The 22163-nt window shown below is 67.8% G+C and carries 26 protein-coding genes and 1 pseudogene; 12 read left to right on the forward strand and 15 right to left on the reverse strand.

The features are described 5' to 3' along the window. Window positions 1-27: 27 nt before the first annotated feature. Both AC1DB1_RS02690 and AC1DB1_RS02695 read right to left on the reverse strand, forming a co-directional pair. On the reverse strand, window positions 28-456 hold the full coding sequence (locus AC1DB1_RS02690) for a helix-turn-helix domain-containing protein (RefSeq protein WP_271176856.1): 429 nt from the start codon (window positions 454-456) through the stop codon (window positions 28-30). Between the two features lie 32 nt (window positions 457-488). Beyond that, entirely contained in the window at window positions 489-1448 is a 960-nt protein-coding gene (locus tag AC1DB1_RS02695) for an ArsR/SmtB family transcription factor (protein WP_271176855.1), read from the reverse strand. 55 nt (window positions 1449-1503) lie between these two features. Between AC1DB1_RS02695 and AC1DB1_RS02700 the strand changes: the two genes are divergently transcribed. Next, window positions 1504-2901: an MFS transporter gene (locus tag AC1DB1_RS02700; RefSeq protein ID WP_477199693.1), complete on the forward strand. Its 1398-nt coding sequence runs from the start codon at window positions 1504-1506 to the stop codon at window positions 2899-2901. A 59-nt stretch (window positions 2902-2960) separates the two neighbouring features. Here the strand turns inward: AC1DB1_RS02700 and AC1DB1_RS02705 are convergent. After that, window positions 2961-3377, reverse strand: a pseudogene (locus tag AC1DB1_RS02705) (class I SAM-dependent methyltransferase); the annotation flags it as partial. 120 nt (window positions 3378-3497) lie between these two features. Here AC1DB1_RS02705 and AC1DB1_RS02710 point away from each other — a divergent pair. Further along, window positions 3498-3809 (forward strand): DUF5652 family protein, encoded by a 312-nt coding sequence (locus AC1DB1_RS02710; RefSeq protein ID WP_477199694.1) that lies wholly within the window; start codon window positions 3498-3500, stop codon window positions 3807-3809. Between the two features lie 312 nt (window positions 3810-4121). Here AC1DB1_RS02710 and AC1DB1_RS02715 read toward each other — a convergent pair whose 3' ends face one another. The 4 genes from AC1DB1_RS02715 to AC1DB1_RS02730 all read right to left on the reverse strand — a co-directional run bounded on the left by AC1DB1_RS02715 (window position 4122) and on the right by AC1DB1_RS02730 (window position 9417). Beyond that, window positions 4122-5177, reverse strand: a complete 1056-nt coding sequence (locus AC1DB1_RS02715; protein ID WP_477199695.1) for an AI-2E family transporter — start codon at window positions 5175-5177, stop codon at window positions 4122-4124. A 16-nt stretch (window positions 5178-5193) separates the two neighbouring features. Continuing rightward, entirely contained in the window at window positions 5194-7065 is a 1872-nt protein-coding gene (locus tag AC1DB1_RS02720; protein WP_477199696.1) for an alkyl/aryl-sulfatase, read from the reverse strand. Window positions 7066-7165: 100 nt separating this feature from the next. Then, entirely contained in the window at window positions 7166-7960 is a 795-nt protein-coding gene (locus AC1DB1_RS02725) for a lysostaphin resistance A-like protein (protein WP_477199697.1), read from the reverse strand. A 62-nt stretch (window positions 7961-8022) separates the two neighbouring features. Continuing rightward, a complete protein-coding gene (locus tag AC1DB1_RS02730) occupies window positions 8023-9417 on the reverse strand; it encodes an MFS transporter (protein ID WP_477199698.1) in 1395 nt (464 codons plus the stop codon). A 234-nt stretch (window positions 9418-9651) separates the two neighbouring features. Between AC1DB1_RS02730 and AC1DB1_RS02735 the strand changes: the two genes are divergently transcribed. The 6 genes from AC1DB1_RS02735 (at window position 9652) to AC1DB1_RS02760 (ending at window position 12781) form a co-directional block, all read left to right on the forward strand. Further along, complete coding sequence (locus AC1DB1_RS02735) at window positions 9652-10179, forward strand: DUF1269 domain-containing protein (protein ID WP_271176848.1); 528 nt, start codon at window positions 9652-9654, stop codon at window positions 10177-10179. A 27-nt stretch (window positions 10180-10206) separates the two neighbouring features. Further along, window positions 10207-11310 (forward strand): peptidoglycan-binding protein, encoded by a 1104-nt coding sequence (locus AC1DB1_RS02740; RefSeq protein ID WP_477199699.1) that lies wholly within the window; start codon window positions 10207-10209, stop codon window positions 11308-11310. Between the two features lie 140 nt (window positions 11311-11450). Continuing rightward, the gene (locus AC1DB1_RS02745) at window positions 11451-11585 is read left to right on the forward strand and encodes a hypothetical protein (protein WP_477199700.1); all 135 of its coding nucleotides are present in this window, start codon (window positions 11451-11453) and stop codon (window positions 11583-11585) included. Further along, window positions 11582-11989, forward strand: coding sequence for a DUF7144 family membrane protein (locus tag AC1DB1_RS02750; protein WP_477199701.1), 408 nt, complete (start codon window positions 11582-11584; stop codon window positions 11987-11989). Before AC1DB1_RS02745 ends, AC1DB1_RS02750 begins: the two co-directional genes overlap by 4 nt. Beyond that, the gene (locus tag AC1DB1_RS02755; protein WP_477199702.1) at window positions 11986-12369 is read left to right on the forward strand and encodes an SHOCT domain-containing protein; all 384 of its coding nucleotides are present in this window, start codon (window positions 11986-11988) and stop codon (window positions 12367-12369) included. Before AC1DB1_RS02750 ends, AC1DB1_RS02755 begins: the two co-directional genes overlap by 4 nt. 4 nt (window positions 12370-12373) lie before the next feature. Next, window positions 12374-12781, forward strand: a complete 408-nt coding sequence (locus AC1DB1_RS02760) for a DUF7144 family membrane protein (RefSeq protein ID WP_477199703.1) — start codon at window positions 12374-12376, stop codon at window positions 12779-12781. A 31-nt stretch (window positions 12782-12812) separates the two neighbouring features. Here AC1DB1_RS02760 and AC1DB1_RS02765 read toward each other — a convergent pair whose 3' ends face one another. The 3 genes from AC1DB1_RS02765 to AC1DB1_RS02775 form a co-directional block, all read right to left on the reverse strand. Beyond that, window positions 12813-13151, reverse strand: a complete 339-nt coding sequence (locus AC1DB1_RS02765; protein ID WP_477199704.1) for a hypothetical protein — start codon at window positions 13149-13151, stop codon at window positions 12813-12815. Further along, window positions 13151-13498, reverse strand: coding sequence for a DUF7882 family protein (locus tag AC1DB1_RS02770; RefSeq protein ID WP_271176841.1), 348 nt, complete (start codon window positions 13496-13498; stop codon window positions 13151-13153). Before AC1DB1_RS02770 ends, AC1DB1_RS02765 begins: the two co-directional genes overlap by 1 nt. Window positions 13499-13671: 173 nt before the next feature. Then, window positions 13672-14100: an Hsp20/alpha crystallin family protein gene (locus tag AC1DB1_RS02775; protein WP_373877128.1), complete on the reverse strand. Its 429-nt coding sequence runs from the start codon at window positions 14098-14100 to the stop codon at window positions 13672-13674. A gap of 162 nt (window positions 14101-14262) precedes the next feature. Here AC1DB1_RS02775 and AC1DB1_RS02780 point away from each other — a divergent pair, with 162 nt between their 5' ends. After that, a complete protein-coding gene (locus AC1DB1_RS02780; RefSeq protein WP_477199705.1) occupies window positions 14263-14574 on the forward strand; it encodes a MerR family transcriptional regulator in 312 nt (103 codons plus the stop codon). Here AC1DB1_RS02780 and AC1DB1_RS02785 read toward each other — a convergent pair. After that, entirely contained in the window at window positions 14571-15500 is a 930-nt protein-coding gene (locus tag AC1DB1_RS02785; protein ID WP_477199706.1) for a helix-turn-helix transcriptional regulator, read from the reverse strand. The genes AC1DB1_RS02780 and AC1DB1_RS02785 overlap by 4 nt on opposite strands. Window positions 15501-15550: 50 nt before the next feature. On the opposite strand from AC1DB1_RS02785, the gene AC1DB1_RS02790 reads away from it, so the two are divergent. Next, entirely contained in the window at window positions 15551-15982 is a 432-nt protein-coding gene (locus AC1DB1_RS02790; RefSeq protein ID WP_477199707.1) for a cyclophilin-like fold protein, read from the forward strand. On the opposite strand, the gene AC1DB1_RS02795 is transcribed toward AC1DB1_RS02790, so the two are convergent. After that, the gene (locus AC1DB1_RS02795; protein ID WP_477199708.1) at window positions 15979-16881 is read right to left on the reverse strand and encodes a helix-turn-helix transcriptional regulator; all 903 of its coding nucleotides are present in this window, start codon (window positions 16879-16881) and stop codon (window positions 15979-15981) included. The two genes, AC1DB1_RS02790 and AC1DB1_RS02795, sit on opposite strands and share 4 nt — an antisense overlap. A 124-nt stretch (window positions 16882-17005) precedes the next feature. On the opposite strand from AC1DB1_RS02795, the gene AC1DB1_RS02800 reads away from it, so the two are divergent. Then, a complete protein-coding gene (locus AC1DB1_RS02800) occupies window positions 17006-18028 on the forward strand; it encodes a zinc-dependent alcohol dehydrogenase family protein (protein ID WP_271176837.1) in 1023 nt (340 codons plus the stop codon). Continuing rightward, window positions 18021-19256, forward strand: coding sequence for an MFS transporter (locus tag AC1DB1_RS02805; RefSeq protein WP_477199709.1), 1236 nt, complete (start codon window positions 18021-18023; stop codon window positions 19254-19256). Before AC1DB1_RS02800 ends, AC1DB1_RS02805 begins: the two co-directional genes overlap by 8 nt. A gap of 5 nt (window positions 19257-19261) precedes the next feature. Here the strand turns inward: AC1DB1_RS02805 and AC1DB1_RS02810 are convergent, their stop codons facing one another. From AC1DB1_RS02810 to AC1DB1_RS02820, 3 genes are read right to left on the reverse strand one after another with little or no spacing between them, the layout of a single operon-like run. Continuing rightward, window positions 19262-20596 carry an MFS transporter gene (locus AC1DB1_RS02810; protein ID WP_477199710.1) on the reverse strand — a complete coding sequence of 445 codons (1335 nt, stop codon included), beginning with the start codon at window positions 20594-20596 and terminating at the stop codon, window positions 19262-19264. Between the two features lie 45 nt (window positions 20597-20641). Then, on the reverse strand, window positions 20642-21115 hold the full coding sequence (locus AC1DB1_RS02815) for an RpiB/LacA/LacB family sugar-phosphate isomerase (protein WP_477199711.1): 474 nt from the start codon (window positions 21113-21115) through the stop codon (window positions 20642-20644). Then, window positions 21112-22092 carry a ribokinase gene (locus tag AC1DB1_RS02820; protein ID WP_477199712.1) on the reverse strand — a complete coding sequence of 327 codons (981 nt, stop codon included), beginning with the start codon at window positions 22090-22092 and terminating at the stop codon, window positions 21112-21114. Before AC1DB1_RS02820 ends, AC1DB1_RS02815 begins: the two co-directional genes overlap by 4 nt. Window positions 22093-22163 lie beyond the last annotated feature (71 nt).

Raw genomic sequence — 22163 nt, forward strand, 5'->3', positions numbered from 1 at the left:
TCCTAGGGAGCCGCTCCCTGGCGCGGCTTATCCGAATGTGCTCTGTGCTGCAGGGCGATGCACCGCGCCGAGAGGCCTCATCGCCGCGAGCTGTACGCAGTGCGGCGCGACGATCGGGCCGTGCCCCTCCCGATAGGCGGTCGGCGTCTGCCCGACGATCTCGCGGAAGGTCCGGCTGAACGTGCCGAGACTGCTGAAGCCGACATCGAAGCAGATCTCCGTCACCGTGCGTCGGGTCTCGCGCAGCAGGAACATCGAGCGCTCGACGCGACGCCGCTGCAGGTAGTGGTGGGGCGACTCACCGAAGACCGCACGGAAGCAGCGGCTGAAGTGCGCGGGCGAGATGTGGGCGACCGCCGCCACGGCAGGCACATCGAGCGGATGGGCGTAGGCACGATCCATCGCGTCACGGGCACGCAGCAGTCGCCGGTTGAGTTCTTCCGCCTCGCGGCTCACCCTTCCAGGTTAAGCCGCCGTCGACGGCCGCGTCAGTCCTCGCGCTCCGCGAGCGCGTTCCCCAGGTCGCTGCGGAAGTAGAGCACGCTGCGCCCGTAGCGCGTCGACGTCACGAGGCGTGCATCCCGGAGCGCTCGCAGGTGCTGGTTCACGGCGGTGGTCGTGACGCCGAACCGTGCGGCCAGTTCGGTGGACGATGCGGGTTCGGCGACGGCGTGCAGCAGTGTCGTGCGGGTGCGCCCGATGAGCGCGACGAGGGCGCGGTCGTCGACGGGGGCGCCCTTCTCCCACATGATCCCCTGCCCCCTGGCCGCGTACAGGATCATCGGCGGCTCGCCGGCGGCGATCGGCGCAGACACCCGACGGGAGAACATCGTCGGCACCAGTGTCAGCCCATGTCCACCGATCAGCTCGTGGCGGTTGACCCTGGTGTGCAGCGTGACCGAGAGCACGCGGTTCTCGAAGTGCAGGTTCGGCGAGATGCCGTTCAGCATTCCGGCGACGCCGCCGCGGGCGACCTCGCGCCCGCGGTACACGATGTCTGCTTCGAGGATGCGGCGCATCCGCTCCCAGTGCGGCGCGAACGCGACGGTCCAGTAGTCCGCGAGCACGTCGACCATCCGGTTGATCGCGCGCGCAGGGGACCCGCGGAGCGGAGCGGGGAGCTCGCCGTGCACCTCGGTCAGCTGCTGCCGGAAGCGATCGGGGTCGAGCCTCCGCAGCGCGTCGAGTTCGTCGTCGATGCGGGTGAGCGGGCCCATCGGGCGTGGGTTGAGGAAGTCTGGCGTGGTGAGACCGTCGTTCACGAGGGCGTGCAGAACATCCTGATCGACGGTGCGCCGGGCGTCCTCGGTGAGCCGCACCCACGGCAACTGCAGAGGGTACAGGTCGGGCCGCTTGAGCGCGCGGATCGAGAGCCCCAGTTCGCTGAGGGGCGAGAGCGCGAGCCGGATGGCGCCGATGTCGTCCTCGTCGAGCTCGTACGTCAACATGAAGCGATACGCTACATCGATTCGCCGTGACGCGCGATGCTGCGATAACGGACAGGTGCTCACACAGACTCGCGCAACCCCGCCCCTCCTGACCGCCCTGGCCGATCCGGTGCTGCGGATCCTCGCGTCCGCCGCCCTCGTCAACACCCTCGGGCGCGGCGTCTTCCTCACGCTGTCGATCCTCTATCTCACGTTGTTCGCCGGGCTGTCCGCGACGGCCGTCGCCGTCGTGCTGACCATCGCCAGCGGGGTCGGCGTGCTCACGTCGATCATCGCCGGCCACCTCGCAGACCGGATGTCGCCCCGTCGCCTCCTCGTCGCCCTGGTCGCCGTCGAGGGGTGCGCCCTCATCGCGTTCGCCTGGTCACCAGCGGTCATCGTCGTGACCGTGCTCGCCTCTGTGACGATCGGCGCGAACCGTGCGTCGAACGCGGTGCGCTCCGCGATCATCGCCCGTGCTTTCGAGGGGCCGTCCCGTGCGGGGACCCGAGCGATCCTGCGCGCGGTCTCGAACGCCGGCATCGCTCTCGGCTCCGCGGCCGCCGGCATACCGGTGCTCGTCGGCACGACCGCCGGCTACCGGGTCACCTTCGTGCTCGCGGGCTGCGCGACCCTGGCAGGCGCCGCGACGCTGCTCGCTCTGCCGCGGTCAGTCGATGTGTCGACGCGCGGGGCCGATCCGTCGAACACGCCGACGGATGCGCGCACTCCCCTCCCGGTGGGCCGCTCACCGTTCCGAGACCCGCGCTACCTCTCCCTCACGCTGCTCGCCGGCATCTTCGCCATGCAGTTCGGCGTCGCCGAGGTCGGCCTCCCGATCTGGGTCGTCGCACACACCCAGGCGCCCCACGTGATCGTCTCGATCGCTCTCATCGTGAACACGGCCGGAGTGATCCTGTTCCAGATCCCGCTGTCGAGAGGTTCCGAGAACATCCGGCGTGCCGGGAACATGACCGGCCTCGCCGGAATCCTGATGGCCGCGGCCTGCTTCGCGTACAGCGGAGCCTCCGGCGTGGTCGCGCCTGCAGCGGTGGCCGTGCTCCTCGTGGCGGTGCTCCTCCACACATTCGCCGAGATCCTGTCATCGGCCGGCACCTGGAGCCTCAGCTTCGAGCTCGCCGATCGCGCGCGCCCCGGGGCGTATCAGGGTGTCTTCGGGATGGGCTTCGCCCTCGGCAGCATGCTGGCGCCCCTGGTCGTCACCGTCACCGCCCTCGACCACGGGATGCTCGGCTGGGTCGCCCTCGCTGTCGTCTTCCTCGGCTCGGCTGGCGCCGTGCGTGCACTCACCGGCGGTCGGCGGACGCGTCAGTCCTCTCGCGTGGCGACGATGATCGCCTCCGGCCGCTTGCCCGGCTCCGGGGTGGAGGTGGGGTCCAAACGCGCGCGGACCTCCCGTACCATGAACCCCGCTGATTCGATCCGCTCCGAGAGCAACTCGACGGGCCAGTAGTAGGCCGTCGTCACGGCGTGGTCGAACGGTTGCAGCGCGGCGCCGGTGAAGAAGCCGACGAACAGGGACCCACCCGGAGCGATGACCCGGGCGAACTCCTCCAGGAGAGTGTGCAGGGCGGCCGGATCCGTGTGGATCAGCGAGTACCAGGCCAGCACTCCCCCGAGGCTTCCGTCGGCGACGGGCAGGCTCTCGGCCCGGCCCTCGTGAAAACGCGAGTCCGGGTAGTCCCGCCGAGCCGCCGAAAGGAACTCCGGCACGGGCTCCACGCCCTCGATGGCAACGCCATGCCGCCGGAGATAGTCGGTCCATTGACCGGGCCCGGAGCCCACATCCAGCACGCGACCGCGAACACCCGTCGCCCACCGGAGAATGGCCTCCCGGTCGGCATCCGGCACATGCTCGATCCGCCCGACGGCCTCGATGTACTCCGTTGCCCGGGAGCCGTAGGCCGCTCTCACCGTCTCGAAAGTCACGGTCGGATGCTATCGAAGGGGCTCCGCCTCTTGCCCCGTACGCGCACACGGGCTTTGCTGGACGCAACGAGATTCCCCTTCGTCAGGCACGACGTGCCGGGTCGTCCGATTGGATCCACCATGATGCTGCACTCGAAGTCGACTGAACACATCCACCACCACGACCACCTGCCCAGCCCGGCCACTCAGGCCGCGATCGCGGCAGCGGTCGTATGGACGCTCGCCTGGAAGGGCGCGTCGCTCTGGCGTGCGGCGAAGAACGACAGCAAGCCATGGTTCGCGGTGCTGCTGGTCTCCAACACGCTCGGCGTGCTCGACGCGGTCTACCTGTTCGGCGTCGACCGGGCCCGGCGTCGGCGCGAGCGGGCCGCCGCGGTGCTGAGCGCCGCCGTCGGCCAGCCATCGCACGCGGGTCACACCCTGGAGATGTGAACCACCGCGACCGAGCGGCCGCCCGTGACGGATCAGTGAGGCCAGAACCCGGCCCGCATCAGGTCGCACTGCGCCTCGTCGAAGAGGCGCTGGAAGTCCGCGGAAGGCGCCGCCTTCCCCGTCACGCTCCGCCGAGGATGAATGCCGGCGAGGCGCAACAGGTCTCGAACCGTGCGTCGCGTGCGCGGCGCAGCTGACTGCGGGATGGCGAAATCGGCCGACCCCCGCATGGAACGCTCGTTCTGACTCATGCCTCCACGTCGAACGAGTACGACCCGAATCGACAGTCAGCGCCCACAGAGCGCAGACCGGTCAGTCCGGGCTCTCTGGCTGGACGAGGTGGTCGTCGTCACCGGTGAGCCATCTCGCCAGGCGCGCATCCGGTGCGGCGCCGAGCAGGAGGAACCGCAGCAGCAGGCTGAGCGGAACCGCCAGGATCGCCCCGATCGGGCCGAGCAGCACCGTCCAGAGCACGACCGAGAAAAACGTCAGGGTGATGCTGAGCCGAACGGTCTTGCTCACAAACCGGGGCTGCACGAGCACTTGCAGCACGACGTTCACTGCGCAGTAGATCGCGACCACCAGCAGACCGAGCCCCCAGCCGCCGGTGACGATCGCGAGCACCACGGGCGGGATCAGGCCGATGACGAAGCCGATGTTCGGGATGTAGTTCGTCACGAAGGCGAGAACCGCCCAGGCGAACGGGGCCGGGATGCCCAGCGCCCACAGCGCGAGGCCGTCGACCACCGCGACGATCAGACCGAAGATCGAGTTCACCAGGTAGTAGCGGCTCGTGCCGTCGGCGAAGTCCCGGAACGTGCGGATGCGCATGGCGTGGCTCGCCGCCACCTCCGCCGGGATGTCGCGGAACCGCGCCGCGTCCACCGCGAGGTAGATCACATAGGCCAGCACGAAGAAGATCGCGGTGCCGAGGCCCAGCAGGGACTTGCCTGCATTCACGAGCAGCGGCAGCAGGGCATCCGGCCGCAGTGCCGATCCGTCGAGGCCGAGACCGCCGAAGAACGCGGCCACCTGGTCCGAGCTCTGCTCCAGCTCGTCGGCGTAGTCGGTGAGCACGTGCCCGAACTGCACGAGCGCGAGCCCGACGATCACCGCCAGGCCGATCAGCACGGCGTAGGCGATCGCGATCACGACCGTGGTGCCGAGCCACCGGGGAACGCCGCGCCGATCGAGCGGGCGCCTGGCCGGATGCGCGACGATCACCAGGATCGCGCCGAGCAGCAACGGGGCCAGCAATCCGCGGCCGGCGGAGATCGCCCAGGCGGCGACCCCTGCCGCCGCGAGCGTGAGCAGCACCCGCGTCGGCTGCGCGAGTGCTGCCGCACGCTGCGGCGGACGATCGGTCATCCGGAGATCATCCCGATCAGGGGACGACGATGTTGAACCCGGGGTCTCCCGGGTCGAGCACGCTCGTCAGCTGCGTGAGCACGCCGGTGTCGCCGTCGACCGTGAGGCCGTCGGACGTTGTGTCGCCGCCGGCGAGGGCGAGGAAGCGCGGTTTGGTCAGGGTCAGGTGCAGCTGCGCATCCCCCTTCGGTTCGCGCTCGACGTAGATGAACACGCCATTGCGCAGGGTCAAGTGGAAGCTGCGGCCGAGATCGCTGAGCGTCACGTCGAGCGACAGGTCGAGGTCCCACGCCTTCGGCCCGTCGACCGTGATGGCGATGGCATCGAAGATCTGCTCCGGCGACAGCTCGCCCATGATCGCGGGTGCGTTGGTGGAGATCGGTGTACCGAAGTTCCCCTCGCGCAGTTCCGTCGCTCCGGAGAGGAAGAAGTTGCGCCAGGTGCCGTTCTCCGACCCGTAGCCCAACTGCTCGAGGGTGTCGGCGTACAGCGACTTCGCGGCCGCGTTCTCCGCATCCGCGAAGACCGCATGGTCGAGCAGAGTCGCCGCCCAGCGGTAGTCGCCCTCGTCGTACGCCTGCTGCGCCAGTTCGACCACGCGGTCGACACCACCGATCGCGGCGACGTACCGTTCGGCGAGCGGCTTCGGCGGGTGCGGCCAGAGGCGCGCGGGGTTGCCGTCGAACCAGCCCATGTACCGCTGGTAGATCGCCTTGACGTTGTGCGAGACAGAGCCGTAGTAGCCGTGCGTGCTCCAGTTCCCCTCCAGCGCCGGCGGCAGCTCGATGACCTCGGCGATCTCCGCGCCGTTGAGACCCTGGTTGAGCATCCGGAGGGTCTGGTCATGCAGATAGCCGTAGAGGTCGCGCTGCACACCGAGGAAGCTCCTGACCTCGTCGTTCCCCCAGGTCGGCCAGTGGTGGGAGGCGAAGATCACGTCGGTGTTGTCGCCGTAGCGCTCGATCGCCTCGGTGAGGTACTGCGACCAGACGTGCGGGTCGCGCACGACCGCCCCCCGCAGCGTCAATAGGTTGTGCAGGTTGTGCGTGGCGTTCTCTGCCATGCACAGCGCGCGATAGCGCGGGATGTGGAAGTGCATCTCCGACGGTGCCTCGGTTCCCGGCGCCATCTGGAACTCGAACTCCACCCCGTCGAAGGTGTGCTTCTCTCCGGTGGTGGTGACCTCGAGCGTCGGGACCATGATCCCCGGCTGGCCGGTCGACGTCGTCTGGCCGAGGCCCGCGCCGACCTGGCCCTGCGGCCCGCGGGAGAGCGCCGCCCCGTACATGTAGCCCGAGCGACGGGACATCGCGGTTCCGGCGTAGACGTTCTCGGAAATCGCGTGCTCGAGGAAGCCTTCCGGCGCGACGATCTGCACCGTGCCCGCGTTGACTTCGTCCTGGCCGACGATGCCGAGCACACCGCCGAAGTGATCGATGTGACTGTGCGAGAAGATCACGGCGACGATCGGGCGATCGCCCCGATGCGTGCGGTAGAGCGCGAGCGCTGCCGCCGCCGTCTCCTTCGAGATGAGCGGGTCGACCACGATCACCCCGGAGTCGCCTTCGATGAACGACATCACCGAGAGGTCGAGCCCGCGGGCCTGGTAGATGCCCTCGACGACCTCGAAGAGGCCGTGCTTGGCGACCAGCTTCGACTGACGCCACAGGCTCGGGTTCACCGACGCCGGCGCATCCCCGTCGACGAAGTCGTAGGTGGACGCATCCCAGACGACGTCGCCCCCCTCGTTGCGGATCGCTGGGTCGTCCAGGGTGCCGAGGAAGCCACGCTCCACGGCGTCGAAGTCGGCCGTGTCGGCGAACGGAAGGGTGCTCGTCAGCGCCTCATTGGCCGCTGCGACGCTCGGAGTCGGATCGTTCTGCTTCATGCGATCTCCTTTCGGGAAGAGTCCCGTCTCACCTGACGATTCCGTAAAACAGCACCTCGCGTCTATAGGTCACGTCGCCCGGTCACGTCGCCCGGCGGGATTACAGCGTGCGCTCCTCGGCGACCGGCGCTGCTTCGACAGCAGGGGCATCCGGGGTCTTCTCGTCGGTGCCCTTGATCACCCAGAACACGACGATGAGTGCGAGCACACCGACCACGGGTGCCAGGAAGCTGGCGTACGGCACACCGAGAGGGGCGTGACCGACCGAGAACACCGAGACGTCCCACAGTCCGTGCAGCAGCATCGCCCAGATCAGCGACCCGGTCACCCGGCGCACGATGTAGAACGCGGTTCCGGATGCGAACGCGAGGACCACCTGGGGCAGGGTGCTGCTCAGCGGCGACCCGAGGGCGGCGTTGACGAGGTGCATCAGGCCGAAGAGGACGCTCGAGAGAAACCACGCCCAGCCTTCGTGCAGCCGCGACCGGAACGCGGTGAGCACGAGACCGCGCGCCATGATCTCCTCGTTGAACCCGACCAGGATGCCGAGCGAGACGAGCGCGAAGATGAACGACGCATCGAACTCGGACCAATCGGTGCTGAAGATGTTCACCAATGCCAGCACGGCCATGACGATCGGCACGAAGATCGGCCATTTGTGGTGCGAGCGCTTCCGCTCGAAGAGCGCCGGCCGCCACCACCCCAGCGCCGAGGTCGTGATCACGAGCAGCACGGCCGCGACGGCGAGGTCGACCACCGCGCCCTTCCAGGTCTCCTCCGCCGTGGCGCCGATCCTGGTGTATGGGACTCCCATCAGTTTCGTGACCAGGAACACCACGAAGACGTAGCCGATCCAGATCACGAAACCCATCCAGAGACGAGGGTGGATGCGCATGCGTTAGTGCCTTTCTAGGAGGAGACGGGGGTCAGCCGGAGAAATGCGTGTACGCCATGAACCTACCGGGGAGCGGGGACCTTGGTCCTCGGCAGGAGCAGTGCGGCGATGAGGCCACCGATCCCGAGGATCCCCAGCACCGCCATCGCGATACCGTACGCCGTGCCGCCCGCGTCGATGTTGGCGACGAGGATCGTTCCGGCGATCGCCGTGCCGAGGGTGGAGCCGAGGTTGGAGACGCTGCGCGAGAGGCCGGAGATCTCACCCTGCTCCTTCTCGGGGAACGCCGACTGCACGACGTTGACCGACGGGGTGAGCATGAGGCCGAGCCCGGCGCCGATCAGGAAGAGTCCGGGAACGAAGGACCACGAGTTGGAACCTCCCGCGACCAACCAGATCAGCAGCGCGACCCCGGGAACGCAGAGAACGAACCCGGTGATGATCAGGCTGCGCTGGGAGAACCGCTTCGCCAGGCGTCCGGCCAACAGCGAGGTGAGCAGCAGCCCGACGGTCGCCGCGGTGAAGATCACACCGGTCTGGATCGCGTTGTGGCCGCGGACGACCTGCAGGTAGGCGGACACGGTGAAGGACGTGCCCATCAGCAGCACCCACTGCAGGTTCTGGGTCACGAGCGCGATGTTCGACATCCGGTTGTGGAAGAGCGATGTCGAGAGCAGCGCCTCCTTGCCGGTGCGCTCCCGCCGCCGGATCCACCAGAAGAAGAGCACGAGAATCACGATCCCGGCGATGACCAGGGTGACCATCAGCGGAACGCTGTTGTCCGCGGCGAGGATGCCGAGCACCAGCACGAAGAGCCCCAATGCCGAGAGCACGGCACCCACCGTGTCGAACGGGCGGTCAGGCTGCGGCGGGATCGGGTCGGTGAGGCGTCGGCTGAGCAGGAGGATGATCACGATGATGAGTGCCTGGAAGAGGAAGGCGGCGCGCCAGCTGATCGCGGTGGTGATCAGGCCGCCGATGAGCGGACCGGCCGCAGCGCCGATGCCGCCGAGGCCGCTGATGATGCCGAAGGCCCATGCTCGCGTCGCGATGTCCGACAGGTAGATCGTGGTGAGGATGTAGACCGGCGGAATCAGCAGGGCCGTGCCGACACCCTCCAACAGGCTGTTGCCGATGATCAGCGCCCACAGTCCGGGCGCCGCGGCGCTGACCAGCGCACCGACGCCGTAGATGGCGAGGCCGAGCACGAAGCAGCGTTTGCGCCCGAGCTTGTCGGTGAGCTTGCCGGCGGGGATCATGAGCGCCGCCATCGTCAGCAAGAAGAGAGTGATGCTGATCTGGATGCCCTGGACCGTCGTATCCAGATCGCGCGACATGTCGTTGATCATCACGTTCATGTTGGAGCCGGCGAAGCTGCAGATGAACTGCGCCAGCGCCAGCGGCGCGATGAGGCGACGGGCGGTCGCGTGGGACATCTCGGGGGTGGATGCGGTCACGGCCGGCTCCCGTCCCGGAAGGCGGGCTTCCGATGGGACCACATGCTAGTCCGCTCACGGCCGAGGGGATAGGCCGCCTCTTGGCGGACTCCTTGTGCGGCCCGTTGGATCATCCCGTCCGGGTGATGTCCGCCAGGAGGTGATGGCTCGAAGCTGTGCGTGGGTGCCGCATCCCCATGCGGCGACGGATCGTGGCCGGCCGAGCGGTCGGCGGATGAGGACAGGAGCTGTGACATGGCTGATGAGCCGTACGTAGCGATTGCTGCACAGTATGCGAGCGAAGACGACGCGGTGGCCGATTTCGACCGGATACATGCGCACTTCAAGGATGAGGGAAAGCACGCAGCCTTCGACGCCGCGGTGGTCGTCCGCGACAAGGAAGGGAAAGTCTCCATCCCGAAGCGCGACGACGGAGCCAAGCATCACGGCGGCAGGAAAGGCCTCGCCATCGGCCTTGCGGGCGGACTCGTGGTCGCGCTCTTCCCTGCGGTCGCCCTGGGCGGCGCCCTCCTGGTCGCGGGCGGCGCCGGCGCCGGCATCGGCGCGATCGCGGGCCACATCTCGAACAGGTCGTCCGCGGAAGATCTGAAGACGATCAGCGAGACCCTCGACGCCGGCAGCGCAGGAATCGTGATCGTCGCGGCCCCCGGCGAGGTCGACGAAGTCGAGAAGCTGCTGACGCACGCGACGAAGGTGACGAAGAAGGAGATCGCCGTCGACGACGAGAAGCTGGAGAACGAAGTCCAAGACGCCAGCGAGTAGCGCGCGAAACCGGGATAAGGGGTAGGGGTGCAGAGGCTCCGTGTAGCGGCGGCGGCGGCCGCGGCTGTGTCCGCCGTCGTCGTGCTTGCGGGATGCTCGGATGCGAGCCCCGTCGACCGTGCGCAGGCGCAAGTGTCCGCCAAGGAGAAGGCCGTCAAGGATGCCACGACCGCGCAGGCGGCCGCATCCGACACGTTCTGCACGTCGAGCAAGACCTACATCGTCGCGCTCGACCGGTACGGCGATGTGCTGAACGCCATCGCGCCCACGGTCGGCGACGTCACGGATGCCGGCGAGGATCTCGCTAAACCGCGTGCGGACGCGTTCGACAGCGCCGAGGCAGCGGTCACGGCGCAGCAGGAGCTCGAGACCGCCGAAAAGGAGCTCGCCGAGGCGCGCGCGGCCCTCGACCGGGCGAAGGCGGGACCGTCGAGCTCGGCCTCCCCCTCCCCTGCCACTCCCGCGCCGACATCCACCCCGCTGGTTCCCGCCGCCACGGTGGATCGCGTCAAGCAGGCCGACTCCGAGTTCGCCGCAGCGCAGGAGACGATCACCGACAAGACGGCGCTCGCGGACGCCTCCGAACAGTTCAACAGTGCTGCCGTCGCACTGGAGTTCGCCTGGCTGCGACTGTTCGCCGAGGCGGGATGCCTGACCGACGAGCAGGCCCAGGCGAGCGTGAGTTCGTACGTGACCGCGCTCCAGCAGGATCTCGCGGCGGCGGGATACTACGGCGGCGCGGTGGACGGCGTGTACGGGCCGCAGACCGTCGCTGCGGTCGAAGACCTGCAGAAGGCGAGCGGCCTGCCCGTGACGGGAGCAGTCGACAAGGCCACGGCCGCAGCCCTCGAGGCGAAGCTCCAGGCGCTCGGGGGCGCGGCCGCTCAGCAGAGCGCCGCGACGACGGCAGCTGTGCAGCAGACGCTGAAGCTCGCCGGGTTCTGGGACGGACCCGTCGACGGTGTGTGGACGCCCGCTTTGACCGACGCAGTGATGGCATTCCAGTCGAAGCTGGGCGTGGAACCGAAGGGGAAGGTCGACGCCGCGACGGTCAACGCGTTCGAGAAGGCGTTGAGTGCGGCGAAGGCGCCGAACCCCACCGCGAGCCCGTCGCCCACCCCGTCCCGTTGACGGTTACCGGGCTTGCGAACGATCCGGGGCGTCAGGTTCGGCGCCGATCTCATTCCAGCAGGATGATGCCGCCGTTTCGCCTCCGCAGCTACTTTCAGCAGCATCAGCTCCCTCGGAGCTGCGGGTGAACGGAGAGATTCATGTCACACATCGACCCGGCGGCGGTCACCGCGCCGGTGACGCACTCCATCGATATCACGGCGGTCTTCGAGCAGAACGCCGTACCCGTCACGCAGCCCACCAGCGACACCGAACCGAAGGAGAAACAGTCATGACCACCGTCGACCGCACGGTGAACACCGGATGGGGCCGTTTCGCCGCCCTCATGGTGCTCATCGCCGGGCTCTTCAGCGTGCTCCAGGGCATCGTCGCCGTGTTCGCCCCCGACCCGTACTACGTGGTCGCGAACGGGTCCCTCTTCATCCTCGACATCTCCGGCTGGGGGTGGTGGAACATGATCATCGGCGTCCTCGCCGTGCTCACCGCGGGCGGTCTGTTCGCCGGCCAGACGTGGGCGCGCATCATCGCCGTGATCCTGGCCGTGCTGAGCGCGATCGGCCAGCTGTTCCTGATCCCGGCCCAGCCCTGGTGGTCGGCGATCCTCATCGCCATCGACGTTCTCGTCATCTACGCGGTCACCGCACACGGCGGCCAGGTCAAGGAGGAGGTCAGGTCATGAACTTCTGGGATTTCATCGTTTATTCGTTCTGGATATTCGTGTGGATCGCCTACCTGATGGTGCTCTTCTCGATCATCGCCGACATCTTCCGCGACCACACGTTGAACGGCTGGCTGAAGGCAGTGTGGATCATCTTCCTGGTGTTCGTCCCGTTCATCACGGCTCTCGTCTACCTGATCGCGCGCGGGCCGAGCATGACGAGACGCAAGATGGAGGACATCCAGAGGGCGCAGAGCGACACCGACTCCTACATCCGCACGGTGGCGTCGACCAACTCGCCCGCCGAAGAGATCGCCAAGGCGAAGACGCTGCTCGATTCCGGCGCCATCACCCCCGCGGAGTTCGAGACGATCAAGGCGCACACCCTGGCTTCATCGTGATCCCATGACCACGGCAAAGGATCTCCGCCCCCGGAGCGTGACGGTGGCCGCAGTGCTGACCTGGCTCTCAGGCACGGTCAATGTGGTGACGGGCGTGCTGCTGCTCTTCCAGCTCGGCAACGCCGACCTGGTCGCGCGGTTCGGAAACGCAGCCCTCGTCATCGTCATGGCCGTCGCCGTCATGATCCTGGGGGTGGTGATCCTGATCGTGTCGAGCGGCCTGTTCCGCGGAAGCAACGGGGCCCGGATCGTCGCGACGATCTTCCAGTCCGCCTCCATCCTGGCGGCGATCGCACTGTCGATCAGGGCGCCATCCTTCCTGTTGGCCTCCGTCGTCAGCATCGTCGTCTCGATCACCGTGATCGCGTCGCTCTTCAACGACCGCGCGGCGGAGTACTTCCGCGCCTCCTGAGCCTGGCCAGCAACGGGCGTGAGCCGATGAGCTAGTCGAAGTGGATGCTCAAGTCTCCTTCGATGAAGCCGGAGTCCGGCCCCAGCGGGAGGGCTGCGCGCGGCCCGAGCGCGCGGATGGCCGCTTCGTATCGTTGGACGAATTCTTCATCGTGGAGGTCGTCGGTCCCGTCTTCCTTGGTAGCCATGAGCTGGCTGGCCGGACCGACGAGCAGGAGCGCTTCGTCCCGCACACCGGACGGGGAAAGGCAGGGCACTCTCATCTCTTCTGCAGCCGACTGTTTCGCAAGGGCTTCCGCGTAACGCAGCACGACATCCGCGATCGCGTCACCGGTCACGAGCGTCCCGCCCGCGTAATGGATTCTTCTCACTATCGCTTCGCACCTTCCATCGGGACCCTGTCTTCTTCGTCGTCCACGCCGTTGGGGGACGGTTCCGCCGTGACGATCATCCCCATCGGACCTTCGGCTGACGCATTGAGCTCCGCCAGCCACTCCCGGTTGATCGACGGCACCCTCGAACCGTCGAAATGGAACATCAAGGGGATCGACGGGTGCACCCACACGGTGGTGCGCCCTCCGCCCTGGTCGCGCGCGTCGCGCCAGGAGAGCGCGAACGGCTGCTCACGCTTCAGCCTGTTGATCGCAACGACCTGGAGATGCGTCAGGAGCCGGTCATCGATGTCGATCTCGCGTGATCCGTAAACCAGCTTTCCCATCTTCTCCTCTCCCCTCGTACTCGAAATCCGCTCGTACCGAATCGATCCTGAAGGACGGTGGGCGGGGGTCGCCGGTCGGCCTCGCCGGCGACCCCGCGGTCTCTCGGGAAAGCATTCAGGTCGCCCGCCTCACGCGGTCCGACATGCACATCCGAGAGGTGCCGGATGGCGGATCAGGCCGCGACGGCCTGCTGCCTGGTCTCGCTCGCCGACCCGATCGAGATCTTGCGGGGCTTCGCCCGCTCGGCGATCGGAATCACGACGCTGAGCACTCCGTTGTCGTAGCTCGCACTGATGCCTTCCGGGTCCACGTCGTCGCCGATCGAGAACTGCCGCATGTACGAACCGAACGGACGCTCCTGCGCCAGCCAGCGCCCGTTCTCCCGGTTGCCCACGGAACGCTGGGCACGGATGGTCAGCAGATGACCGTCCACGTCCACGTCGACGGAGCCCGGATCCACTCCGGGCAGGTCGGCGTTCAGCACGTACTGATGTCCCTCCCGGAACAGGTCCACCGGCATGATCCGCGGCTGCCGGCTGGTGTCGAAGATGCTCTGAGCGATCCGATCCAGCTGGCTGAAAGGATCAAATGACATCGACATAATGAGATTCTCCTTTCGATCGTGGGTACGCGACGGGGTCGGATCAGGAATGCTGCGCGCATCCGGACCCTGTCCTGCCGCTGCAAGTTATCTTCATCACTTGCTGCATATTTTCTACAACGATTCTTGACACTCTGCAAGTGGAACCCGCACAATTTTTCTATGAGCGAGAACCCCGAGAGCCGGCCGGTCTACAGCATGGCCGTCGCGGCCGAGCTCCTCGGGCTGCCCGCGGCGACCCTGCGCCTGTACGAGCGCAAAGGGCTCCTGACTCCCGCCCGCACCGATGGGGGAACCCGCCGGTACAGCGCCGACGATATCGAGCGGATGCGGCGGGTCTCCGAACTGCAGGACGACGGGGTCAACCTGGCCGGCATCGGCAAGGTGCTCGCCCTCGAAGGCGAGAACGCCGCCCTCCGCCAAGAGGCGGCCGACCGAACCGAGAACGGACCCGACGGGAGCGCAGCCCTTTAGTCGGAGGTCGCTGCGACTACAGGAGCACGGGTCGCTCTCCAGTGGCCGAGCAATTGCAGCGCTTCGTGATCGGCCGTGCCCGGCTCAGGTGTCAGTACGGTGAGTTGCACGCCTGGCTCGCCGACGAGGTCCAAGCCGTTGAAGTGGAGTTGCAGGTCGCCCACGACGTGGTGGTGGTACCGCTTGGTGCCGCTCTGGTGATGCCAGACGTCGTGCCGCGCCCACAGACGTCGGAAGTGGTCGCTTCGCGTGGAGAGTTCGCCGACAAGGTCGCGCAACTGCTTGTCGTGCGGGTCGCGGCCGGCCTCAGTGCGCAGTTGGGCGACATTGATCCCGGCCACGCTCTCCCAGTCGGGGTAGAACCGGCGAGCGACGGGTTCGAGGAAGATGAAGCGCGCGAAGTTGGGCGGCGAGGTGGTTGCAGTCCCGATCATCTCGTCCATCAGCGCCGCGCCGAGGTGATTCCAGGCGAGTAGGTCGGTGCGACCATTGCCGATCAACGCAGCCGCGGAGTCCATCGAGTCCAAGAATAATCGGATGCTCGGAGACGGCTGCCACGCCTTGGGCGCCGAGACGCGACGCGGCGTTTCCGTCCCAGTGGATCGCTCGGCGAGCCGATAGAGATGCTCGCGCTCGGCATCGTCCATCATGAGGGCACGAGCGAGCCCGTCCAGGACCGCGTCGGATGCGCCGGCGATGGCTCCCCGCTCGAGTCGGGCGTAGTACTCGACGCTCACTCCGGCCAGAGCCGCGGCCTCCCCACGTCGCAGGCCGGGCACACGGCGATCATTCCCCACGGGCAGGCCGACCCGTTCGGGGTCCACCCGGCCGCGCCGCGACATCAGGAACTCGCGGATTTCCTCACGGTGATCCATGCCCTCAGAGTAAGTCGCGACGTCGACAGCTGGGATGCCCTGAGAGGGCACGTCAGAACAGGGACTCCCCCGCCCACGCGAAGGACCGTTCTCTAGTACTCATGAAACTCCGCATCCTCACCACCGTCCTCGCGGCGCTCCTGCTCACGGCGGGCGCGGCTGCCTGCTCACCCGATTCCAGTACCGTTTCCGTCGCGGTGCAAACGACTGACACAGCCGCTGGACCGCACTTCTCGCGACAGCTACCTCGGGAGGCGACCTTCGAGAACCGGATGGGGACGGCGGAGGTCGCGCGCCTCGCCGCCCCGCTCAACGTCGCGGGATCGGAGAGCATCTCGCACTATCGTGCCGGCGACGTGGCCTATTGGGCGGCGGAACGGAGCATCGTCATCTTCTTCACTGATGGCGCGACCGCGCCACGGACGGGACTGGTGATGGTCGGCCATGTCGACAACGACGACCTCTCCCGGCTGAGCGGATCGGTGCAGCGGCGCAGCGTTCGGCTCGTCTCCGCCGGGACGGACGCAGGCTAGTCGGACGTCGCTGCGCCGGCCGCCGCGGTTCCGGCCGTTTCGTTCGCGGCGGATGCGGCCCAGCTGGCGAGCAACCGGAGGCGCTCTGCCGACGGGGATCCGGGCTCGGCGGTGTAGACCATCAGCACCAGGCCGGGCTCGGCGGTCACGGCGAGTTCCTCGTAGGCGAGGGTGACCTCCCCGACCACCGGATGCACGAAACGTTTCGTTCCCGCCCCGTGCGTACGCACATCGTGCGCGCCCCAGAGCTGCCGGAACACGTCGCTTCGAGTGGAGAGCTCCCCCACTAGATCCTGCAATCCCTTGTCGTGCGGGTCGCGACCGGCCTCGGCACGCATGATGGCGACACACATCTCGGCGAAGACGTCCCAGTCGGGATAGAACTCGCGCGACGCCGGGTCGAGGAATTGGAAACGTGCGAGGTTCGGAGTGCGGCCGCCGTCGCCGATCAGCGGCGAGTAGAACGCCTTTCCGAGCGCATTCGTGGCGAGGAGGTTCTGCTGGGGGTCGCGCACAAAGGCGATGCCCTCGGTGATCGCGTTCAGTGCCCACGCGAGACTGGGTCGTGCCGCCGCCGACTTGATCGCGCGGCGGCGGGGCCGTCCGGAGAGCGGGATGCCGTCGGCCGCCCGCGCGAGGTCGAACAGGTGCGCCCGTTCGGTGTCGTCAAGCTGGAGCGCACGGGAGATCGCCTCGAGCACCGACGAGGAAGCCCCGGCAATCGCGCCGCGCTCCAGCTTCGCGTAGTACTCGACGGAGACGCCGGCGAGCATCGCCACCTCGGATCGGCGCAGCCCCGCGACGCGACGGTTGCCGCCGGACGACAGGCCGGCCGCTTCGGGGGTGACCTTCGCCCGCCGGGACGTGAGGAACTCGCGCACCTCTGACCGGTTGTCCATGCGACCAGGCTACGTCCGCATCCGTCGGGGTGGGGTTCCCTCCGAGTACACCCCTCGGCAGAGACTCCCTCACCGTGCGGCGATCGCATTGACTGGTGAGACGACATTCAAGACAAGGAGCACCATGCGTGGAGTAGTCATGTACGGCCCCGGCGACGTCCGGGTCGAGGAACGCGAGACCCCGACCATCGTCGAGCCGACCGACGCGATCATCCGGCTGGCCGCCACCTGCATCTGCGGATCCGACCTGTGGCCGTGGCGGGGAGCAGACGACGTGGACGCCACCCCGATGGGCCACGAGTACGCCGGGGTGGTGACGGCGATCGGGGACGACGTGAAGAACGTCCGGGTCGGTGACTTCGTCGTCGGCTCCTTCTTCGCCTCCGACAACACCTGCGAGATCTGCCGGGCCGGATACCAGTCGCGTTGTGTGCACGGCGAGCCGGGAGCCCCGACCGGCGCCCAGGCGGAGTTCGCGCGCATCCCGCTTGCCGACGGGACGCTCGTCGCCACGCCGGGACAGCCGGATGCCGACCTCATCCCCTCTCTGCTCGCGGCCTCAGACGTGCTCGGCACCGGCTGGTTCGCCGCCGTCGCCGCCGAGGTCGGCCCCGGCAAGACCGTGGCGGTCGTCGGCGACGGCGCGGTCGGACTTCTCGGCGTGCTCGCCGCCAAGCAGCTCGGAGCCGAGCGGATCATCGCGATGAGCCGTCACGCCGACCGGCAGGCGCTCGCCCGCGAGTTCGGCGCCACCGACATCGTCGAAGAACGCGGCGACGACGGCGTGACCAGGATCAAGGAGCTCACCGACGGTCTCGGCGCGCACTCGGTGATCGAAGCGGTCGGAACGCAGGAGTCGATGATGCAGGCCATCCGATCCACCAGACCCGGCGGACACGTCGGCTACGTCGGCGTCTCCCACGACGTGGAGCTCCCCGGCCAGGAGCTCTTCTTCTCCGGTGTCCACCTGCACGGCGGACCGGCGCCTGTCCGCCGCTTCCTCCCCGACCTCATCCAGCTCATCTGGAACCGGGAGATCGACCCCGGGAAGGTCTTCGATCTCACCCTGCCGCTCGCGGATGCAGCGGAGGGCTACCGGGCGATGGACGAACGCCGCGCGATCAAGGTGCTGCTCACCGTTGACTGAGCACACGACCCACCCCGCGCCCGTTCAGACCCTCGGCCGTCGCCGTGGGCGACTTCCCGGCGCCATCTACGTGCTCGCCGCCGGGACGTTCCTGATGGGCACGACCGAGTTCGTCATCGCCGGCCTCCTCCCGGAGTTCGGAGCGGACTTCCACGTGTCCGCGGCGACCGCCGGCACGGCGATCACCGTCTTCGCGATCGGGATGATCGTCGGCGCGCCGGCGATGGCGTTGCTCACCCTCCACCTCCCCCGGCGGCTGACGCTCGTGCTCGCCCTCGCGGTGTTCGCCGTGGGTCACATCGTGGCGGCCATCACCCCGAGCTTCGAGGTACTGCTCGTCGCGCGCTTCGTGACAGCCCTCGCGACGGGTGCGTTCTGGGCGGTCGCCGCTGTCGTCGCAACGCGCTTGGCCGGCCCGGGTTCCGCATCCCGGGCCTTGGGAATCGTGCTGGGCGGCGGGATGCTCGCCAACGTGCTCGGCGTACCCCTGGGCGCGTGGGCCGGCCAGCTGCTGGGCTGGCGGGGGCCGTTCTGGGCCCTCGCCGCTCTGGCCGTGGTGGCCGCCGCCACCGTCGCGCGCACGATTGCCGCCGATCGACCCGACCAGGCGGCACCGTCGATCCGCGCCGAGCTCGCCGGACTCCGGTCACCACGCCTGTGGCTGGTGCTCGCCATCTGCGCCACCGTCACCGGCGGTGTGCTGTCGACGTACAGCTACATCGCGCCCCTGATCGAGCGAGCCGGCGTTCCCGCCGTCTGGATCCCGTTCGTGCTCCTGCTCTTCGGGATCGGGGCGTTCGCCGGCTCGCTCCTCGGGGGGCGTGCGGGCGATGCCCACCCCTACAGCACGCCGGTGGTGACGGGGGCGATCACCGCGGTGGTGACGATCGGGCTGGTGCTCGGCTCATCCGTGGCCCTGCTGACCGTGCTGCTGTTCACGATCCTCGGCTTCGCTGGGCTCTCCGCCAACCCCGTGCTTGTCTCGCTCGCCGTGCGCTACGGGCATCGCGCACCCACCCTCGCCAGCGCGATGGCCACCTCCCTGTTCAACCTCGGGACAGCTGTGGGCACCGGCGTGTCGGCGGCCGCAATGGGCACGTCGCTCGGCGTTCTCGCGCCGCCGATCGTCGCCGTCGTTTTCGGCGTGATCGGAATCGTGCTGGCCGGCACTCTCGCAGTGGTCGAGCGCCATCGCCGATCAGCGGAAAGGCGATGGCGCTCGAGCTGAGTGCCTCAGGAGACCCGCGAACGCTCCTCGGCCACAATGGCGTTGATACGAGCACGCTCGGCCCGGCCGTAGGTCTCGCGGGTGACGAGGATGCCGATCAGTCCGATGATGGCCGCCGACATGTAGAGCAGCGATGCGCCGGGCCAACCGAGCCAGCCCACGAGAGCGGCTGCGAGCAGAGGCGCGAAGCCGCCCAGTGCCGCGGCGATCTGGTAGCCGAGAGAGGCGCCCGAGGTGCGGGTGGAGGTACCGAACTGCTCGGTCAGCAACGAACCCTGGGTGCCCGTGAGCGAAGCGTGGATGAAACCGATGCCGAAGATGAACACCGCGATCACGAGCGCAGGCGTGCCTTCGTTGGTGAGCAGATACATCGGGAACGCGAAGAGAATCGCAACGATGCAGGCGACGATGTAGATCGGGCGACGCCCGACCCGGTCGGTGAGCGAGCCCGCCAGGAAGGTCATCACGATCGCCACGATGCTCGCAGCGGTGAGGGCTCCGAGTGCCGTGGGCCGGATGTCCGGGAATCGCTCGGTGAGGTAGTTGAGAAAGTACGTAGCCGTGGAGTAGTAGGCGAACGACTCGACGATGCGCAGCGCGATGACGCGGAGGACGCTCTTCCAGTCGCGCCGGATGGTGGTGAGGAACGGGTTCTTCTCGATCTTGCCTTCGGCCTTCGCCTCCTCGAACTCGGGCGATTCCGACAGGCGGGAGCGCACGATGAGGGCGACGATCACGAGAACAGCGCTCAGAAGGAACGGGATGCGCCAGCGCCAGTCGCCCTCGAGGTTGGCGCAGATGAGGAACATGGCGCTGGCCAGGGCGATGCCGAGCGGGTTGCCCGACTGCGGGATGGCCGCATACATACCGCGCCGGTTCCACGGGGCGTGCTCATACGTCATGGTGATGGCGCCGCCCCACTCGGCACCGAACGCGAGGCCCTGGATCATTCGGATGATCACGAGCAGGATCGGGGCGAGCACGCCGACGGTGGCATACGTGGGGAGCAAGCCGATGAGGAAGGTGGCGCCGCCCATCACGAGCATCGCACCAACGAGAACGGGCTTGCGGCCGAACTTGTCGGCCAGATAGCCGCCGATCGCGCCGCCGAGCGGGCGCATCAGGAAGCCGACGGCAAGGGTCGCGAACGAGAGCATGGTGCCGACGAAGCGATCGCTCTCCGGGAAGAAGACCGCACTGAAGTACAGGGCCGATGCGGTGCCGTAGGCGATGAAGTCGTAGTTCTCGACGCTCGTGCCCAGGGCGGCTGCGATCGCCGTCTTGTTCCGGTCTTTCGATCCCAAGGCAGATGTCTGCCGGATCGTGGTGGTGTTCGTCACTGATGGATCTCCTTTGATCGATTGGGGAGGGGTAGGGGTCAGGGGTTAGTGGTCTGCAGCGATGGAGGTCTCGGGCACGAGCTGGTCGAGAGCGTTCAGCTTCGCCACGCGGCGGCGGGTGTCCACATCGTCGTCGAACGTGGCCGCAAGGAACTCGGCCACGATGTCGTCGATGAATGCGGACGGCGCGAGCCAGGCCCCGAGAGCGATGACATTCGCGTCATCGTGCTCGACGGCCTGATGCGCTGAGTACGACTCGTTGGCGAGACCGCAGCGGATGCCGGGGATCTTGTTGGCGGCCATGATGGCGCCGGCTCCCGTTCCGCAGACCAGCACGGCACGCTCCGCGCTCCCGTCGAGCACGCGGGCGCAGGTCGCCTGGGTGATGTCGGGGAAGTCGACCGGAGCCGTGCTGTCTGTGCCGCAATCGATCGCGGTGTGGCCGAGCCTCTCGATGGCGTCGATGACGCGCTGTTTGAGGGGGAAGCCTGCGTGATCGGCTCCAACGGCTACTCTCATGCGGAAGTCCTTTCAGGGGTGGCTGCGAGCATCCGCTCGACGTCGCGCAGGGCGGGGATGGACGAAGATGCACCCTCGCGGGTGACGGCCAGTGCCCCTGCGGCTCCGGCGAGTTCGAGTCGCTCGCCCAGTGGCAGCCTTAGATGCGCGGCGAGATAGCCGACGAGCGTGTCACCGGCGGCCGTGGTGTCGACCGCGTCGACTCGCGGAGCGCGGACGCGGCCGGAGCCCTCGGCCGAGACGTAGACGGCCCCGTCGGCGCCGAGCGTGCACACGGCATCGATCGCCCTGTCTCCGTTGTGGCGGATCGCATCGACCGTCTTTGAGAGCAGGCGCGCGGTGTCGTCCGCTCCGTCGCTTCGAGGTTGTTCGACACCGAGGAGTGCCGCGAGCTGAGCGAGTTCGTTCTCGTTGACGACGAGCAGGTCGATGTCGTGGACGAGGTCCTGGGAAGCGACGGGTGCGGGTGCGGCATTCCAGACGACCACCGCACCGGCTTTGCGAGCAATGTCGGCAGCGGCGCGGTTGGCGGCAGCGCTCACCTCGTTCTGCAAGACGAGTACGTCTCCTGCGCCGATGGTCGCGAGTTCCGCGACGGCGATGGTGTCGTCGAGCAAGGCATTGGCGCCCGGCAGCACCACGATCGAGTTCTCGCCTTCGTCGTCGACGAGCACGAGCGCCCGGCCGGTCAGCACATCCGGCCGTGCGACGATGCCGTCGACACCGACGCCGTGGTCGCCCAGGGCCCGGATCATGGCCGCCCCTTCGGTGTCGTCGCCGACTGCGCCGATCATGATGGTCGGTGCGCCCGCAGACGAAGAGGCGATGGCCTGGTTGGCGCCCTTGCCTCCGGGCGACGCGTGGGCACCGGCAGCGAGAACGGTCTGCCCCGGAAGCGGCAGACTCGGAACCCGGTAGCACGTATCGGCATTGATGCTGCCGAAGACGAAGACAGCCGATCCTTCTGCGCGAGCCATGTGCACCTCCTCGTGAAACGTTTCCATGGAAACGATTCCACGGCGTCGACGTCAATGATGCATCAGTCGCT

It is taken from the genome of Leifsonia sp. 10N434, from assembly GCF_056394405.1.